This is a genomic window from Roseivirga misakiensis, from assembly GCF_001747105.1.
In the GTDB taxonomy this organism is placed as follows: Bacteria; Bacteroidota; Bacteroidia; order Cytophagales; family Cyclobacteriaceae; genus Roseivirga; species Roseivirga misakiensis.
In genome coordinates, this window is sequence record NZ_MDGQ01000004.1 from 347,582 (window position 1) to 365,538 (window position 17,957).

12 protein-coding genes and 1 tRNA gene are annotated in these 17,957 nt (G+C 42.0%); 7 read left to right on the forward strand and 6 right to left on the reverse strand.

What is annotated here, in order from left to right; genetic code table 11:
• Nucleotides 1-52: 52 nt before the first annotated feature.
• From BFP71_RS07550 to BFP71_RS07565, 4 genes are all read left to right on the forward strand, one after another.
• Nucleotides 53-508 carry a hypothetical protein gene (locus BFP71_RS07550; protein WP_069834876.1) on the forward strand — a complete coding sequence of 152 codons (456 nt, stop codon included), beginning with the start codon at nt 53-55 and terminating at the stop codon, nt 506-508.
• 204 nt (nt 509-712) lie between these two features.
• Nucleotides 713-1,546 (forward strand): N-acetylglucosamine kinase, encoded by an 834-nt coding sequence (locus BFP71_RS07555; RefSeq protein WP_069834877.1) that lies wholly within the window; start codon nt 713-715, stop codon nt 1,544-1,546.
• Between the two features lie 21 nt (nt 1,547-1,567).
• On the forward strand, nt 1,568-2,380 hold the full coding sequence (murQ, locus tag BFP71_RS07560) for an N-acetylmuramic acid 6-phosphate etherase (protein WP_069834878.1): 813 nt from the start codon (nt 1,568-1,570) through the stop codon (nt 2,378-2,380).
• Nucleotides 2,373-2,942: a hypothetical protein gene (locus tag BFP71_RS07565; protein ID WP_069834879.1), complete on the forward strand. Its 570-nt coding sequence runs from the start codon at nt 2,373-2,375 to the stop codon at nt 2,940-2,942. Before murQ ends, BFP71_RS07565 begins: the two co-directional genes overlap by 8 nt.
• A gap of 6 nt (nt 2,943-2,948) precedes the next feature.
• On the opposite strand, the gene BFP71_RS07570 is transcribed toward BFP71_RS07565, so the two are convergent.
• Genes BFP71_RS07570 through era form a run of 3 tightly spaced genes read right to left on the reverse strand, consistent with a single transcriptional unit; the run spans nt 2,949 to nt 5,761 of the window.
• Nucleotides 2,949-3,554, reverse strand: coding sequence for a SprT family zinc-dependent metalloprotease (locus BFP71_RS07570; RefSeq protein WP_069834880.1), 606 nt, complete (start codon nt 3,552-3,554; stop codon nt 2,949-2,951).
• The gene (gene der, locus BFP71_RS07575) at nt 3,554-4,861 is read right to left on the reverse strand and encodes a ribosome biogenesis GTPase Der (RefSeq protein WP_069834881.1); all 1,308 of its coding nucleotides are present in this window, start codon (nt 4,859-4,861) and stop codon (nt 3,554-3,556) included. The genes BFP71_RS07570 and der overlap by 1 nt, the downstream gene beginning before the upstream one ends.
• 12 nt (nt 4,862-4,873) lie before the next feature.
• The gene (gene era, locus BFP71_RS07580; RefSeq protein ID WP_069834882.1) at nt 4,874-5,761 is read right to left on the reverse strand and encodes a GTPase Era; all 888 of its coding nucleotides are present in this window, start codon (nt 5,759-5,761) and stop codon (nt 4,874-4,876) included.
• Between the two features lie 94 nt (nt 5,762-5,855).
• Here era and BFP71_RS07585 point away from each other — a divergent pair.
• The 3 genes from BFP71_RS07585 (at nt 5,856) to BFP71_RS07595 (ending at nt 8,367) form a co-directional block, all read left to right on the forward strand.
• Nucleotides 5,856-5,928 (forward strand) — tRNA-Met (locus BFP71_RS07585).
• Between the two features lie 114 nt (nt 5,929-6,042).
• Entirely contained in the window at nt 6,043-6,753 is a 711-nt protein-coding gene (locus tag BFP71_RS07590; protein ID WP_222843473.1) for a hypothetical protein, read from the forward strand.
• Between the two features lie 123 nt (nt 6,754-6,876).
• Nucleotides 6,877-8,367 carry a serine hydrolase domain-containing protein gene (locus BFP71_RS07595; RefSeq protein WP_088124934.1) on the forward strand — a complete coding sequence of 497 codons (1,491 nt, stop codon included), beginning with the start codon at nt 6,877-6,879 and terminating at the stop codon, nt 8,365-8,367.
• Nucleotides 8,368-8,419: 52 nt separating this feature from the next.
• Here BFP71_RS07595 and wecB read toward each other — a convergent pair whose 3' ends face one another.
• The 3 genes from wecB to BFP71_RS07610 form a co-directional block, all read right to left on the reverse strand.
• Nucleotides 8,420-9,574 (reverse strand): non-hydrolyzing UDP-N-acetylglucosamine 2-epimerase, encoded by a 1,155-nt coding sequence (gene wecB / locus BFP71_RS07600; protein WP_069834884.1) that lies wholly within the window; start codon nt 9,572-9,574, stop codon nt 8,420-8,422.
• A gap of 127 nt (nt 9,575-9,701) precedes the next feature.
• Nucleotides 9,702-10,130, reverse strand: a complete 429-nt coding sequence (locus BFP71_RS07605) for a hypothetical protein (protein ID WP_069834885.1) — start codon at nt 10,128-10,130, stop codon at nt 9,702-9,704.
• Nucleotides 10,131-10,141: 11 nt separating this feature from the next.
• Nucleotides 10,142-17,905: a beta strand repeat-containing protein gene (locus BFP71_RS07610; protein WP_222843474.1), complete on the reverse strand. Its 7,764-nt coding sequence runs from the start codon at nt 17,903-17,905 to the stop codon at nt 10,142-10,144.
• Nucleotides 17,906-17,957 lie beyond the last annotated feature (52 nt).

Below are 17,957 nucleotides of genomic sequence, written 5' to 3' on the forward strand. Positions count from 1 at the left end.
AGAATTTGACGGTCTGGTTAGAGATGACCAGATTTGAAGAAATCGAACTGACATGAGGAGAATTAAACTACTTGCTGCTTTGATAGCGCTCGCCCTAATGAATAGCTGCGCTTCGTCGAAAAATGATGAACCATTGTACTTCAAAGATGGTATAGCTAACCTTGAAGGTATGTGGGTATTATCTGGTGAGAATCCTTCAGAACTTGACGTCATTCTTGACCTAGCCTTAAATGGGAACTCCGTGGATATCAAGGCTTGGGGCAAAAATGTAAAATCAAATAACGTCGTTCGTTACAAAGATCAAATCCTAATTTCTTATACCACCACCAGTGGAGATAAATTCAGTATTCTAGGCCAACTTGAAAACAATAACCAGATGCGTATTTCACGGACTTCCGAAGAATTGAATAGCTTCATGCCGATCGGTCAGTTAGGCGAAAAAGTATATCGATTGACTAGAATAAAAGAGGGCCGAAGGCTGGTTGTTAAAAACACTCCTCAACAATAATCCTCCAACAAAGCATTTACCCAAAGTAAGGAAAGTCCATGGCGCGACTATTCTAGCTGTGGGTCTTGATTCACATATAATTCCCGTTTTTTTGATAAACTGACACGGTTAGCCGCAAGAGAAGTATATCTTGCAACTTAGCGCTGTGTAAGCCCAATTGATGCGGCTTGCAGCCATTAATCAAAAGAGCAATTTAACTGAGGGATGAAAATACTTATTGCCGACAGTGGTTTTACCAAAACAGATTGGCGGGTAATTGACGACAAGGGGGATATTTCTCAAGCCAAAACGGAAGGCATCAACCCGTATTACCAAAGCGAAGAAGAAATCTTAAGGGAAATCCAGAATCTCCATAATCAGGTACCAGAAAAAATCGATCGTATTCACTACTACGGTACAGGTTGCTCTTCTGCCCACAACCGAGAAAAAATAGCCAAACTCCTAAAGCGCTATTACCCACATGCAGAAATTGAGGTAAATCACGACCTTTTGGCAGCCGCTCGTTCCCTCTGTGGTGAACAGCCAGGTATTGCGTGTATTATTGGTACTGGTACTAATTCCTGTAGTTATGATGGCCAGAACATCGAGGATAATGTTCCATCACTAGGGTGGGCCGTCGCTGACGAGGGTGGAGGCACTTATTTGGGTAAAACTATGCTCACTGATTACTATCGGAAAGATATACCAGAGCATCTCCGAAAAACTTTTAAAGAAGAGTTTGAACTTACCAGAGATGGTTTCCTGAATAAGATGTACCAAGAGCCTATGCCAGGACGCTTTCTAGCCAGTTTTGCGAAGTTTATTGGCAAGCACATCAACGATCCGTATATGTATAACCTTGTTGCTCATGGCTTTGACTTGTTCCTCACAAAAAACGTATTGAAGTATAAGGATTGTAAGGATTTACCCGTGCACTTTACAGGTTCTGTAGCATATTACTTTGGCGATATTCTCAGGAATGTGGCACAGGAAAAAGGCCTGCATATAAAACATATAACACAACAACCCATTGCTGGGTTGACACTATTTCATCAATAACTCGAAGGCTAAACGACAAACATGAACATTACAGAATCAGAGTCTAATCATCAGGATTTAGATAAAATGTCGGTGAAAGAATTACTCACCAACATCAATCAAGAGGATCAAACTGTCGCTTTAGCAGTGCAAAAAGTAATTCCGCAAATCGAAGGCTTGGTTCGGGAAATAGTGCCTCGAATGCAAATTGGAGGGCGTATTTTCTACATCGGTGCAGGTACTAGTGGTCGGTTAGGCGTGGTTGATGCCTCTGAATGTCCTCCCACCTATGGCGTAGAGCAAGGCATGGTTGTCGGCATTATAGCTGGTGGTGACTCGGCTATTAGAAACAGCGTTGAGTTTGCCGAAGATAGTACGGAACAAGCGTGGGAAGACTTGCAAGAATACTTGATCAATCACAAGGATATTGTGATCGGGATAGCTGCTTCTGGTACTACTCCTTATGTGATTAACGGGTTGAAAAAAGCCAAGGAAAATGGAATTCTAACTGGTTGTATTACCTGTAACCCTGATAGTCCATTGGCTTGGGAGGCTGAATTTCCGATAGAACCGATCGTAGGGCCGGAATTTGTGACTGGTAGCACTCGAATGAAAGCTGGTACTGCACAAAAATTGGTACTCAATATGATTTCTACCTCGGTTATGATCCAACTAGGCCGTGTAAAAGGAAACCGCATGGTAGACATGCAGCTGTCGAATAACAAACTGGTCGATCGGGGTGCTAAAATGATCATGGAAATGCTTCAAGTCAATTATAAGATCGCCGAAGGTCTACTCAAAGAACATGGTTCGGTACGTAAAGTCATCGATTTTATAAAAGACTCTAATGCATAGTATAGAGCCATATTACAATTGGCTGAAGTATTATAATGTAGCAGAAGACCCCAACTCGCCTTACGATGGGAAAGAGTATAATTTCGATTCGTATTCGGAAAACATCTACGGCTACTATATTGACCCGCATTGGGACTTTATGGGTTCTGAAACCCTTTACATTAAAATCCTCTATACCGATTACGACCGGGGATTTATCATTATCGAATTTATAGGAGAATGGAATGACGCGCTGAATAATGACATCATGTTCCTTAAACGGAATATCATAGATCATTTCAATGGTTATGGGATTAATAAATACCTATTGATCGGCGAAAACATCCTTAATTTTCATGGATCTGATGACAGCTATTATGAAGAGTGGTTTGAAGATGTTGAAGATGGATGGATTACAGGCATGAACTTTCCCGCCTTCATACAAGATGAGATGAAAGTCTACAATATCGACAGTTATATCAACTTTGGCGGACAGCTAGACATTGTGAATTGGCGAACGTTGAAGCCAGTTATCCTATTCGAACAAGTCGATCGTATCATAGGGCGAAGAATAGGAATTTAGCGCTGATTAGCGAACCTGTTCTACTTCAACAAGAATCGGGATGAGGTATCTTCTTTGATTGGACAAATCCAAACAAACTGCTCGAGTTCTATTCGTTTTTATCTTTCTAAAAGCCCTTTTTCTGAATACAAACTCCTGTCCAGGCAAAAGATTTCTCAAAGTCGGGCCATCGGATTTAGTCAGGTCATAATTAGAGACGGCTTGCAGTAATTTTGGGTCTGCTGCGGTACTAGCCTTAGGGTTTTTCATGTGTTTTGCCAAAGCTCGTAGAATGTCATCAGGAAAAACTTCTGGCCTTAAAAGTGGCAGCATTAGCTGCTGAAAAGTTCGTTTCCACTCAATTCCGTGCGGTTTTTGTCTAGATTTTGGCTGATGGACCACTCTATGTGCCACTTCATGCACATAAGTAATCAAGAATTGATAAGGGTTGAGATCGTGATTTACTGTAACCGAATGGTTTGCCGTTTTGGGATCATACCTATAATCTCCAAGTTTAGAAGATCGCGCCCGAGTAAGTTTAAAATCAAAAGGTGCTTCAACCCATAGTTGTGTGCAATAAGACAGTGCTGCTTGAGGCACTTTACCCGTTAATGCTTCTTCTATCGAAATCACTATTTCTTTCGGAATACTAGTTTAATTGGAACACCTTCGAAATCGAAACTCTCTCTGATATTATTTTCAAGATACCGCTCATACGGTGCCTTTATATACTGTGGTAGATTGCAGAAAAATGCGATCGTTGGCGCATGGGTTGGCAACTGGGTAATGTACTTGATCTTAATGTGCTTTCCTTTTAAAGCCGGTGGCGGGAAACGATCAATTTGTGGTAAAATCGCATCATTGAGCGCAGAAGTAGATATTTTTCTAATTCTATTATGATAAACTTTTACGGCCAGCTCTATGGCTTGGAAAATCCTTTGTTTCTGGGTGACAGAAGTGAAAATCTGTGGAATCCAATTCAAATGACCCAATTTTTCTTCTAGCTGCGCTTTTGCCTTATTCATGGTGTTAGAATCCTTTTCAATAAGGTCCCACTTGTTCATCATGAGCATAAGGCCCTTCTTATATTTCAGCGCCAAGCTAATTAAGTTCATGTCTTGTGCTTCCAGACCACGAACAGCGTCTACCATAATGATACAGACATCTGAATCCTGAAGGGCCTGAAGGGCGCGCATCACAGAATAAAACTCAATGTCTTCATGCACCTTAGATTTCTTTCGAACACCAGCGGTATCAGTCAAGATAAAATCCTGACCATATAATTTGTACCTGGTATTGATTGAATCTCTAGTAGTTCCGGCAACATCCGTCACAATCGTGCGCTCCTTACCCAATAGTGCATTCATAAAAGAAGACTTTCCGGCATTGGGGCGACCTAAAATGGCAATTCTAGGGATGCCATCATCTGGATTTTCGGTCCCTTCATCTTCAAAATGTTTGACTACTTCGTCCAAAAGCTCCCCCGTACCGGCACCACTGGAAGAGGATATTGGGAAAACCTCTCCAAGACCTAGCCCATAGAACTCGCTCGATTGATATGACCACTCGGCAGTATCGGCCTTATTTGCAGCAATGACCACTGGTTTTTTTAAACCACGAACTATTCTGGCAAAGTCGTTATCCATTCCGGTTAAACCATCATGGCAGTCGGCCATAAAAATGACAACAGAAGCCTCATTCATCGCCTCTTCGACCTGCTCCCGAATTGCCCCTTCGAAAACATCTTCGGATCCAGTAACATAGCCTCCCGTATCAATCACAGTGAAATGTTTTCCCACCCACTCGGCATAGCCATAGTGACGGTCACGGGTAACACCACTTTCATTATCCATAATGGCTTGTCTTTTCTCCACTAAACGGTTGAAAAAAGTCGATTTACCTACGTTAGGTCTACCTACAATCGCTACAATATTTGCCATACTATTGAAATTCTAATTCGCGTAGCCGAAGCCTTTGAGTTTTAGCTCTTTCTTTCTCCAGTCCTGCTCTACTTTTACAAAGGTCTCTAAATGCACTTGTTTTCCGAAAAATGTCTCTAAATCTTTTCGTGCTTCGATACCAACTTTTTTGATCGCCTCGCCCTTATGACCGATAATTATGCCTTTTTGGCTTTTCCGCTCCACATAAATCTCAGCTCTTATTCTGATGATTTTCTCGTCTTCCTTAAACTCCCCCGTTACAACCTGACAACTGTAAGGCACCTCTTTCTTATAGTTTAAAAAGATTTTCTCTCGGATGATCTCATCCACAAAAAACCTCTCTGGCTTATCTGTGAGTGTATCTTTTGGAAAATAAGCTGGGTGTTCGGGTAAAAGGTCTACGATTTTCTCGAATAGCTTTTCAATATTTTGCTTTTCTAAGGCCGAAACCATGACAACAGCGTCAAAATCAAACATCTCTTGCCAATAGGCCGCTTTATCTTCTGCTTGACTCCCTTTAGAAAGGTCAATCTTATTCATGACAAGAATGACAGGCACTTTCTTTTCCTTTAGAAAATTGATCTGCTTCTCCTCTTCGAATTTCTCATAAAGGTCGGCCACAAACAAGATCACATCTGCATCTTCAAACGAGCTATTGACAAAGCTCATCATAGAATCATGAAGTTTATATTCTGGTTTGAGAATCCCTGGCGTATCAGAGTAAATGATTTGAAAGTCGTCTCCGCTCAACACACCCATAATACGGTGACGGGTAGTTTGCGCTTTTGAAGTAATTATCGAAAGGCGTTCACCCACTAAGGCGTTCATCAACGTTGATTTTCCAACGTTGGGTTTACCGATAATACTCACAAAACCAGCTTTATGCGGTTGACTACTCATTTTCCTAAAAATTAAGTGGCAAAGGTACTTGTTTAGAATCGATTTGTCCCTACATTTGTATCCCACTTCGGAAAAACGTCCGAAGTTGATACATCGCGGGATGGAGCAGTTGGTAGCTCGTTGGGCTCATAACCCAAAGGTCACAGGTTCGAGTCCTGTTCCCGCTACTACTAAAAAGGCACTCAATTGAGTGCCTTTTTTTATGCTCCTCTGCCAACGGATCAATGATAATTTTACCACTCAGAATTAGTATCTTATCTAGGCACTATTACCGTATTGATTTGCATAAGATTAGACTAAAGCTATCAGTTCATTTGATTGTCGCATTTGTGGCCTTTACGGTCATCGGAACGCTAAGTCACGAGCTGGGACATATGGCCATAGCTAAAGCCTTGGGCTACTCCACCACACTTCACTATGCATCAATAAATTATGACTACTCTGAGTCAAATTCGCGCATCAACGAAATCTACAGTCAGTATCATGATGAAATAAAAGAGGGGATTGATTTCCCGCTGAAGGAGGAGTATGAATCGTTATTTAAAAAACAGAGATCAAACGGACTTTTGGTCTCTCTTGGAGGCCCGCTACAAACCTGCTTGACCGGGCTCATCGGTATTTTACTCTTAATTTATCAGCGTAAAAAGAACCCCAACAGATTTAACCGATGGAATTGGTTAGGTGTATTTCTGGCGCTATTCTGGTTAAGAGAGATATTCAACCTGACAATATCGGCAGCCAGTAAATTACTCAACCCAAAGAGTTTAAGTTTCTTTGGCGGGGATGAATTATTTATAGCTTATTACCTAAATCTATGGGAAGGCTCTGTCGCCTTATTTCTTGGTATAATAGGCCTTATTATCTCCCTTTTGGTAATATTTAAATACCTGCCCGTCCAGTTCAGACCAACCTTCATTTTTAGTGGGTTAATAGGTGGCGGCCTTGGTTATTATCTCTGGATTTATCAAGTGGGGCCTTTAATTTTACCCTAGCCAATAGTCGCCGAAAAAGATATTTTTTGAAAAGATGAATTTTAAGGCCTTTTTTTTGATGCAACGATTTTTACTAAAACTGTATCTAAGATGTGAATAGATATCATAATATCAATCTATAACATGTCCATAAGGCCAGCTTCTTACCTTCACGTCATTACAATTACCGGCCTGGCCATATTTGTCTCGGCCTGTGTGTCAAAAGGAATGGTCCATGAAAATGAGGTATTTACAGAAGAACTAACAGAACTTAAGGCGTTCTTCTCGATACCTGGCTTAAGCGCGACTATTGCGCAAGGAGATGAGGTTATTTATGAAGAGTTCTTTGGTTACTCGGATCTTCAAAACAAAACAGCGGTAGACTCACAAACCGCCTTCCCTATAGCATCCATTACAAAACTATTTTCTGCTAGTTTAATCATGAAACTAGTCGAGGAGGATCGACTTTCGTTAAACGATCCTGTAAGTGAGTATTTACCTGAATCAGGTCTGAAAAACGAGATTAAGGTCAAGCATTTACTTTCGCATACCTCTCAAGGAGACATTGGTAACCAGTTCTACTATAGTTTTCGGTTCGGATTATTGACTCAAATTATTCAAAAGGCTTCTGGTAAGTCTTTTCAACTTTTAATGGAAGAGAAAATTCTTCAGCCGCTAAAACTAGATGACACTTTTTTGCTGAAAGATTCGGTTCAGTTGGCCCAGAAAGACACCAAATTTGCCCTGCCATACAATCTGGACAATGGAATAGCAGACGGGTTTATTGATTATGGCTATTACACATCTGCTGGGCTTGTATCCACAGGTCGTGACTTGATCAAATTTGCTCAAGCCTTAAAGCACAATTCTTTACTGACTGAAATGTCGAAACAAACAATCTTTCAAGGCCAGAATAATAATCTACCTTATGCCTATGGTATTTTCAATCAAGAAATTCAAGGTTTAGAGGTTCTTTGGGTTTATGGTCAATACGATTCATACTCAAGCCTGTTATTGACCGTACCATCAAAAGATATTACGCTGGTTTTGCTTGCCAATAATAACTTAATGAGCGACCCAGCCAGACTTATTATGGGAAACCTTACCTCTTCATTGTTTGCCATCAGCTTTCTAAAAAACTATGTTTTTGAAAAGAGTAACTTACCCTTGTTTGAGACCAAAGATTTCTCTTTTACTGAGCCAAACATCGATGACTTTTACAGAAAAAAGGTTTTAGCGCAGGCGTTAGCCGAATCTTTTATGGCACGCTTCAATACGGATAAAATGCAGATAAGTGCTCACTTATTAGATGAAACATTCAGCGCTTTCCCAGATTATATCGAGTATGCTGATATTAACCTCTTGCATAATTTAAGTTTCCTTAAAAGTGTGGCGTTTTATAGAGAGCTGGGGGAGTTCAATCAATTCGATACTCAAATCGAAGAAATCGGCAATAAGGTTTTGCATGAAGCGCCAAATAACCCTTACGCACACTCTTATCTAGGTACATTTTACGACAGGAAAGGTGATAAGGAAAAGGCTCGCTTCCATTTTCGATCAATTATCGAGGCAGAAAACTTCTCTACGAGTTGGTATACCAACGAAGCCAAAGCATGGCTAATCGATAACCAATAGATGGGGTATTAGGCCGATCGAATCGAGCAATTTGATGCAGTTTTTGGTGTTTTTAGTCTTGAAAGCTCAAAATGGCCTCTAGGCAGCGTTTAGCCGTATTGCCATCCCACAATGCTGGCTTTTGAGGCTGTCTGTCTTTTGTTAAAAAGTCATTGAAGTATTTCTCTACCAATTCCATGTTATTTCCAACAAGGACTGACACTCCACCATGCTCTTTTAGAGTAACTGGCCTTTCCGTAGAATCTCTCAATGTAATGCATGGTGTGCCTAAATAGGTACATTCCTCTTGTATCCCCCCACTGTCGGAAAGGAAAAGTTTTGCTTCGGTGTTCAGTTTAAGTAACTCTAAATATCCGATGGGATTTAATAAGACGAGCCCACTTATTTGTGTAAATCTTTCCCATAATCCGAATGTTTTCAGCTGTTTTTCGGTTCTAGGATGCAGCGGTAAAACTATAGAAAGCTTGGGACAAATCTTATTCTCCAAAGTTTCCACAATGCTCAAAAGCACGTTTCTGTCATCTACATTGGAAGGTCTGTGCATGGTCATTAAACCGAAATTGTTTTCCTCAATTGCCGATTGTACCACACTTAGGTTCTTGAATCTGTTGGCCTCAATGATTTCTTGGGTATTAAGAAGTTTCGCTTGCTCAACATTTTTTACCAGCGTATCGATCATAATGTTTCCGACGAACTTGATACTCTCCTCAGGCTTACCCTCTCTGCGCAAGTTATCTGACGATATAGTATCTGGTGTCAAGAGTAGATCAGAGATACTATCAGTTACCATCCGGTTAATTTCCTCTGGCATTCGCTTGTCAAATGACCTCAGGCCTGACTCAATATGGCACACTTTGATTTGATGCCTTTTCGCAATCACCGAACAACTAAGCGTCGCATTAACATCACCAATTACGACCACCCAGTCAGGCTTAACTTCCTGAAGCAGTTCATCAAACGCAATCATTGTTTGTCCCAATTGGACACCATGACCACCCGATCCGATATTCAAATTATGATCAGGCCTTGGTATACCTAAGCGTTCAAAAAATATATCTGACATGAGCGGATCATAATGTTGACCCGTATGAACCAATATGTGGTCAACCAACTTTTCATTAGCTTCATTGTGACGTTGGATTTCATGTATAAAGGGGGCTACCTTCATAAAATTTGGGCGTGCTCCTACAACAGATAATACTTTCATGGTACGATGTTCTGGTTTCAAATAACCACTATTATGTCGTCATCAGAAACATTTTTAAACAAAAAAGGCCATCGTTAAGATGACCTTTCTATTCAATTATTATCAACTTTCACCTAATAGGCTTGCTTTAAGGTTTGACTACAGTAATCAGGTAATTTCCACTAATACCTGCCCTAGTGGCACCTGCGTGCTCGAAACTAAAGCGCAGTGACGATAGTGCTAAAAATTCTACCGTTACGAGTTCACCAGTATCCAGAATGATCAATGTGCCATCAGTATCTGTTGGAGCCCAATCCCATGTGCCTGACGCATTAAATAAGTCTGCTGCATTAGTGGTTTGGTAAGTACCATCGGCAAAAGAAACACTGAACCCTGGGTAGTTTAAGGATATGTCCTCTCCATCCAAAACAATACTTCCCTCTGTTCCCAAAGTCCACTGACCACTCAAAAGTTCGAAAGCCAAATCTCGCAATGTTGGGTTATCATCATCTTTACAAGACCAAACCGCAAAAAGCGATAAAATGGCTAAAACCGATATATATTTCTGAATCTTCATATCACTTATTTCTATCGTTTGATCATTACTTTCTTCCTCACTACTGACGTACCATTAGTGAATTGTATAATGTAGATACCCATCTCATAACGAGAGACATCTAACCTCAATTCTTTGTCTGTATAATCCTGAACTCCATAGAGCTTAATACCCGTTGCGTTAACGATCTCAATGTCTAGTTTGGTGGCTGCTAGTTCGGATAAGTCTATTGTAAGTATCCTGTCAGCAGGATTCGGATAAATTGAAATGTTTGATGGATCAATGGTACCGTTATCAACCGAAGTAATGATCGCACCTGCGCCGCTTACCGAGTGACCAATAGTTATTGATTCTGGGTTTCGACCTTCTTGTTGGAAAGTATAGTTAAAGGTAATTATACCACTATAATTGCGTGCTTCGGTTGGAATAAAGGCAATCACTACAGGCACACTTTGGCCGACTGGAATCTGAACAGAACCTGTGAGTACTTCAAAACCTGGTACCGTGTTCCCTGCCGACCTTACTTCAACTGGAATCTCTCCGTCGTTGGTAATTGTTATTGTTCTTTGCTGACTTCTACCCAAAGCAGACACATCGAAGACTGTCTCATCCTCAACTATAAATACTGACGGTTCGAGGACGTTCTCGATAGTAATGTCCAGCGCTTTCTCGATTTCACCACCAAAACCATCATCTGTTTTCACTCTTACTGAGTAGCTGCTTCTTACTTCAAAGTCGAAGACTTCAGCTGCCTTTAACTGGTTACCATCAATGGTGAAGCTGCCATTATCGTCAGCACCATCACCTGCAACTAGCGTATAAGTATGATTATCTCCAGTATCATCATCTGTGCTCGCCAATTCTCTAGCTACATCCCCTATTAGGTTATTCTCAGAAATAGTCCCTGTTGTTGTGATATCCGTTGGTGCGAAGTTGGTCGTATAAATTTCGCCTGATGTAAAGTCAGCATTTCCTATTCCTGTTCCACCTAAAGAATTAAGCGCATCGTCTAGAATGGTATCATCATCCTTCAAGTTAATGCCTATCGTGCCTTCACCTGAGATGCCATTTACATTCACCTCATAGGTTTTACTATCAATAGCGGTAACTGTATTTAGAGCGGCCGTTGCACCAGATAAAGAGATTTCAAAGTCTGCCAAATCAACACCACTCACTGATTCAGAGAATAGGACAGTAAAGTTAGCAGTCGATGTATTTGTATTTAATTGATCAGCTTCTTTCCTAGTAATCGAAGTTACTGTTGGTGCCGTTCCATCAAAGACCTTGCTTACGGTATTGCTGGCAGCACTTGCATTGCCTGGTATATCGGATGCTACTCCGGCGGCTAAGCTTACGGTCACAGTCCCATCTGCTTCTGGTGTGATATCAGCTGACCATACACTTCCAGCTATTACTTCTGTGAAATTATCGGCAGTACCGTTAGTTACGGTAATATCAGCTAGCGCAAAACCTTCCACTTGCTTATCATAACTGAAGGTAGTCGTAAAGGCTGTGTTGGTTAATTCCACACCGGTAGTAGATAATGTTGGCACTGGTCTAACTCCATCTACGAGAACAGTCGCCAAAGAAGCGGTGTTGTTTAGAGAAAGAATTGCGTCTACCCCAAACTCATCTCTCATTGTACCACCATTTAGTTCCATAGGGGCGTCTAAGCTAATGCCATCTGCATCTAAGTCATCTTCCACTACGGTATATCGGAAAACAATGCTAGTGCTATTGTTAACCGATCCTACTTGAGTTGCATTAACAGTTTTGCTACCAATAGTTACTGGCAGTGTCGCTGTTCCTGTTATCGTCACAGGTAGCACCATATTAACAGTAAAATCGAGTGCATCTCCGATTGCGTAAGTATCAGCTGTTGGTACGTCAACATTATCAACTACCGAGGCTGCTATAGTGGTAAAGCTCCAATCCGTATTGTTGCTTATACCTGCATAATCATTACCCGCATCGTCAGTAAAGACTCCTGCATCAATTGTGACATAGAACGTAGTGAACGGTGGTAAAATAAGGTTATCTGGATTGATCGTAACATTACTTCCACTGATGGACACCTTGCTGCTAGTAACATCGATGGTTTCCAGTACTACATCATCACTCATTCGTTTGATGACAATATCTCCCGTTCCTTTATTCATGTTCTCTCCAAAAGTCATGGTCAAATCTGAACTTGGTAGAATATCTACCGCATCGTCTGCTGGTGATAATACTGGATCAACTATGATCGCTTTCTTTTCTGTTGTACCAGTGACTGCACTTCCAGTATTTGAAAAACCATCGGTTAGTTCTAGAGATATTGTAAGTGTACCATCTCCTAGACCAGTTAAATCGCCTAAAGTAATCTGATCTGTTGCAGTCGCAATTGTACCTGTTCCAGTAACATTGGTTCCACCACCTGCTGAACTTATGGTGAAGTTATAAGTTGTTCCTACTTCTGCTCCTGCCATAGTAATGGTACTAGAAGTTAGTTCTGTACTTATGATCAAGTTATCGTCAAAATTGACGCTGTATCCGCTTGGCGCAGTATTGTCATCCTCGTTGGTCAGTATTCCTGTACCAGTAGCCGTTGCTATGGTCACGCCCTTGTTTCCATCAGCTACATTGGATAATGTTACTGTAAAGTCTTCATCGGATTCTTCAGTCATATCGCCAGTTATATCAACTGTAATCTGCTGTACTTCACCGTCTGTTCCATTAAAAGTGAGCGTTCCGCTCGCCGCCGTATAATCACTATCAGCGGTAGTAGCAGTACCGTCCGCCGTCGTATAGTCTACCATCACTTGTTGGTCAACAGCTCCAGTAAGAGTCACATCAAATGTGAAGGTGGTTATACCTGAATTGCCTTCGGCTATGGTTACATCAGTGATGGCCAGACTGGCCGCATCATCATTAGTGATCGTTACAGTAGCCTGGTCATCGATATTTCTATCTCTAACATTATTGTCAAGGGTGGTGCTGAAGATGCCTACATCCAGCACCTCATCTGCCTCCAGAATCTGATCTGCTGTCGGAATGACTGTGAAAGTCTTCGTCTCTCCAACTGTTCCGCTAAAGGTCAGTGTCTCATCAAGCACAGTGTAGTCAGTACCTTCCGTAGCTGAACTTGCCTGGCTTCTTACACGAACATCAAAGCCAATGTCCACCGCTTTATCTAAGGTAATTACCATGGTGATAGCTCCGTCATCTTCATTGCCACTACCATTCTCGTTGCTGTTAGCGTCTGTAATGGTAAAGATGGCTTCGTCATCATTAGTAATGCTTATGGTAGCACCATCGCTGATATCTACTGTTACACCGGTATTGGCCAAGTTACCCATAGACACGGTCAAATTCTCATCTGCTTCTACTATGGCATCAGCAGTTGGGCTGATCGTGAAGGTTTGCATCTCTCCAGCCGTACCAACAAAAGTCAGAGTCTGACTAGTCACTGCCGTATAGTCGCTGCCTGCGGTAGCGGTACCATCAGTGGTATTTACATCCAATGTAAAACCACCTTGAACTGCATTGTCTAGTATGGCGGTGACGGTGATGTCGCCACCATTCTCTGCCTGACTGATATCGGCTATCGTTACGACTGCGTTGTCATCATTGGTGAGCGTACCTGCACCCGTATCATCTGTGATCGTGAGGTTCTTGCCTCCTGCCTGTAGATTGGACAGCAATACACTAAAGGCTTCATCCAACTCTACTTTGTCATCTCCATTTACCGATACGCTAAAGCTCTGAGTCTCTCCATTCGTGCCCGCAAAGTTGAGTGTTCCGGTTGCAGCGGTATAATCACTGTCTGCCGTAGTAGCCGTACCATCCTGTGTGGCATAGTCTACTGTAAAGGCCTGATCAAGGTCTCCGGTCAGGGTGGTAGTAAAGGTGTAAGTAGCTGTGCCGCTTGCTCCTTCGTTCATGGTTACATCATCAATGGCCAGCGTGGCTGCATCATCATTGTTAATGGTTACCAGTGCGCCATCACCATTGTTGATCGTTAATGTCGTACCCTGGATATTTTGCATACCTAGGAATAAGCTCTCGTTTGCCTCTACTTTCGTATCAGCTATAGGGGTTACTGAAAACTGCTGGGTCTCTCCGGCTGTTCCCGTAAAGGTCAGAGTAGTACCTATTAGCGCGGTGTAGTCACTATCAGCTGTGGTAGCTGTATTATCTGTACTTACCACATCTACCGAGAATCCACCCTGTACTGCATTGTCCAAGGTAGCGGTAAGTGTGATAGCTCCTCCGTTCTCCGCCCCACTCACATCTTCTATCGTTACTGCTGCATTGTCGTCATTATTAATAGTCACTGTAGCACCATCTGAGATATCAATACTCAAGGAAGTAGCTCCCAGGTTGCCTTGGCTCACCGTCAATGTTTCATCAGCTTCCAGCTTGGTGTCTGCTGTCGGGGTGATTGTGAAGGTTTGCATCTCACCTGCTGTTCCTGAAAAGGTCAGCGTCTGACTAGTAATTGCAGTATAATCATCACCTGCTTCAGCAGTGCCATCGGCTGATGATATGTCTACCGTAAAGCCGCCTTGCACAGCATTGTCTAGGGTCGCTGTAACAGTGATATCTCCACCATTCTCTGCCTGGCTTACATCGGCTATCGTTACGGCTGCTGCGTCATTGTCATTAATGGTATAGGTATGCACCTGATTGGTGCCGGCATTGGCATTGCTCAGGTTAGACAGGGTCACTATAACCGTTTCATTAGACTCAAGGATAGCATCATCCACTATCCCAGCTATCGTGATCGTTTTTTGAGTTTCACTTGGTGCAAAAGTTAAGGTACCACCGGCCAAAGTAAAGTCTGAACCATTGGTAGCTGTACCAGTAATCGCATAATCAGCAGTTACTGTTAAAAGACTAGCAATACTCAAGTCAACCGTAATATCTGCTGAACTTACAGTCTCTGCTCCATTGCTGGTAGCGCCTGTGAAAGTCATATTTGGCGTATCATCATCAGTAATGGTGATGGTTTGCGTTTGGGTAGTAGCCTCTGTGCCATTGGCTACATTGGTCACATCCACTATGACCGTCTCATTACCTTCAGGAGTCGTATCGTCACTTGAAGTAACGATTGGACTGGCAGTATTGCTCATCGTTCCGGCTGTGATCACAATCGAGGTACCTGCACTACTGTTATAATCTGTACCATTGGTTGTGGTACCAGAGTAGCCAAGCGTTACCGTTACATCTTTGCCTGACACTTCTGATAATGTCGCGGTTAGCGTTGAAGTACCTCCGTTTTCTGCTATCGTGCTATTGTCTACCGATAGGGTTACTGTCGGTGCATCATCATCATCCTGAATAGTGTATGTAAAGACATTCGGACTTGCGAGTGTTGCATTAACTGGATTAGATAGCGTAATAATCACTGTTTCATCATCCTCATCCAAAAGGTCATCCAGAATTTCCGTGATAATGTCATTGGTTCTATTTCCTGCTGAAATGGTCAATGTACCTGAAGTTAAGTCGTAGTCTTCTCCCGAAGTAGCAGTTCCGGTTACAGTATAGTCAATCATTACATCAACACCACTCCCTGGTGTATAAAGTGTAACAGGAAGATTTAATGTACTAGGAGTAGCTGATTCTGTAGTAGTAAGACTTATTTGCGAAAATGATAAAGTTGCTTCTGCCGTCGTAAAATCAACCGTTGTATTGTCAATTATGCCAGCAAAACTATTACCGTCAGTGTCATCAATCGCCGTAGCATCTACCTTAATTGCATAGTTCGTAGAAGCATCTAGCGCTGTAGGTGGGGTAATCTTCAACGTAGCACCACTTATACTTATATCACTGCTAGACTCAACATCAAAACTAAAAGAATTTGAATTATCAGTAACATCCACTAGCTCAACTTGACCGGTTCCAAAGGAAATATCTTTAGTAAAAACTAGAAGAAATGAATTTCCCCCTGTTGATACATTTACCAAACCGTCAGGTGAACTTTGAACAATTGGTGAGTCATCATCATCTGTAATGGTATACGTATGGATCGTATTAGTACCTAATGTAGCGTTGCTAGGGTTGGATAGGGTCACAATAACTGTTTCATCTACCTCGTCCAAAACATCATCTACAATACTAGCAATCGTGATGTTTTCACTGACATCTCCCGGGGTGAAAGTTAAAGTACCATTATCTAAAGTGTAATCCGTTCCCGCGCCTGTAGCCGTACCCGTAACCGTATAGTCTACGGTTATAGTAAAGTCACTTGATGTAGATAAGTCTACCTGTAAGTTGGTCGAGGCAGTTGCTTCGCTTCCTGAACTGGCAGTAGCATTGAATGCTACCGTTGCCGCATCGTCATTGGTAAGCGTTAATTGTGCGGCATCGGTAATATCAATATCTGATGCATCTACCGTGGTAGGGACCAAGTTGCTCATCGCAATGTCTACCAGTTCATCTGCTTCTACTTTCGTATCGCCTCCAATAGTAATTGTAAAGGTTTCTGTTTCACTGGCTGTTCCTGCAAAAGTCTCTGTTGCTGATGTTACGGCTGTATAATCTCCATCGGCTGTCGTAGCTGTATTGTCCGCTGTAGATACATCTACATCAAATCCACCATCTACCGCATTGTCTAAGGTTAGTGTTATTGTGGCTGTACCATCATTTTCGTTGACCGCTACATTGGCAATCGTTACTGTGGCACTATCGTCATTTAAAATCGTATACGTAGCCACACTTGATACATCAATATCGTTAGTATCTACTGAGGTAAATCCTACATTGGTCATACTCATAGTAAAGGTCTCATTGGCCTCTACTTTCATGTCACCCAACCCTTGCAAGTTCAGTGTTTGCGTTTCGCCTGCGGTTCCTACAAAGGTTAATGTAGAACCTGCTGTTGATGAGTAATCACTATCAGCTACAGTAGCTGTTCCGTCGGTAGTAAATACATCAAATGCAAAACCTCCTTGTACGGGATTGGTTAAGGTTGCAGTAATGGTTTGTGCACCTGAATTTTCATTCGCACTTACATTGGCTATCGTTACAACGGTTGTGTCATCGTTATTAATTGTTCCTGTTCCAGTGGCATCACCAATCACTACACTTGTTCCTGTTGGATTGGATAGTGTCATCGTAATCGTTTCATCGGTCTCAACCATGTTTTCTCCTGCTACAGTAACGTCAATCGTCTTACTGGTTTCTCCTGCTGAAAAACTTACTGTTCCTGTTGTTGACGTATAATCACTTGCCGAAGATGCTGTCCCATCACTGGTGGCATAGTCTACTGTAGCTCCTCCTGATGGGGCTGGGGAATCTAAACTCACCGTAAAGGTTAATGTAGCACTTCCTGCATCTCCTTCTGATACACTTGGGTCGTTGATACTTGCTGAAATATCATCATCATTGATAATGGTTACGGTTGCTCCGTCTGTAATATCAATGTTCGCCGAAGCTACACTCGCCGGTGATTTATTACTCATACTGATACTTACAGTCTCATTCGATTCTGAATTTACGTCAGCGGTTGGTGTTACTGTAAAGGTTTCGGTCTCACCTGCGGTTCCTGCAAAGGTTAAGGTTTGATTCGTTACGGCTATATAATCTGAGTCTGCTGTAGTTGCTGTTCCATCTGCTGTACTTACATCTACATCAAACCCGCCATCTACGGCATTGTCTAAAGTAACTGTAACTGTAATGGCTCCATCATCTTCATTGCCACTTACATTAGCAATCGTTACCGTAGCATTATCATCGTTGGTTAAGGTTAAGGTAGCTCCATCGGTAATATCGATATCTCCTCCTGCTACCGTCGCTGGTGAGAGTCCACTCATAGAAATAGTGATGAACTCATCGGCTTCTACTTTCGTATCGCCTCCTAAAGTA